At 35.1% G+C, this 721-nt stretch carries 2 protein-coding genes; both read left to right on the top strand.

The window, feature by feature from the left end; all coding sequences use genetic code 11:
- The coding region (locus CXF67_RS17950) for a hypothetical protein (protein ID WP_180957848.1) at positions 1–284 on the top strand (284 nt) is incomplete at its 5' end.
- The gene (locus CXF67_RS00145; RefSeq protein WP_102086925.1) at positions 277–513 is read left to right on the top strand and encodes a hypothetical protein; all 237 of its coding nucleotides are present in this window, start codon (positions 277–279) and stop codon (positions 511–513) included. The genes CXF67_RS17950 and CXF67_RS00145, both read left to right, overlap by 8 nt.
- Positions 514–721: the final 208 nt, after the last annotated feature.

The following is a 721-nucleotide window of genomic DNA, read 5'->3' as shown; positions in this document are numbered from 1 at the left end:
AAGTTCAATTCAAACTTCCAGACGGCACTTGTGAACTTTATTGGCACAAATACGACACAACAGAAAGAAAATCAGAAGAAAGTTGGAATGAATACTGCCAGCGGACCAAAGAAGAGTGTTTAAGCCAGTTCGAAAAACTTCCGACCGACAGCGAATTAATAAAAGACGGAATTGAAAGCTTCAAGTTTTTGAAAGAAAAAAGTAAGACTGATATTTTACTTGATAACTACTTGATTTTTATCCTATACTTCAACGACCTTGAAACCGAATTGGAAAATGGCTGATGATAAAGTAAATATCGAACTGACTAAAGAAGAAGCAATCGTACTTTTCGAATTTCTCGGCAGATTTAATGAGACTGATGACTTAAACAGGTTTGAAGACCAATCAGAGCAAAGAGTCCTTTGGGATGTAGAACGTATTTTAGAAAAGGAGTTAAGTGAACCATTTCGAGCCGACTATCAAGAGATTGTTAAAAAGGCAAGAGAAACCGTTCGAGATGAAAAAGAATAAAAAAACGACACCACAACAATGGCTATAATTAATACGGGTTTTGGTGCTTAACCCAAAGTTTAGAGCTTTTAACCAAGTCCGCCAAATCTTTTGATTTGGTTTTAAAAATTAAAAGATAAAACAAAATAAAAAGCTTTGGCTAAGTGTTTAATCGGAAATTCACTACTTTTAATTCCCGTACTAACCATAGCCCAAACGTTAGCACACA

Source organism: Psychroflexus sp. MES1-P1E, from assembly GCF_002836055.1.
GTDB lineage: Bacteria > Bacteroidota > Bacteroidia > Flavobacteriales > Flavobacteriaceae > Psychroflexus.
The sequence above is the reverse complement of the archived record's forward strand: the minus strand, read 5'-3'. Positions and strand labels throughout refer to the sequence as shown.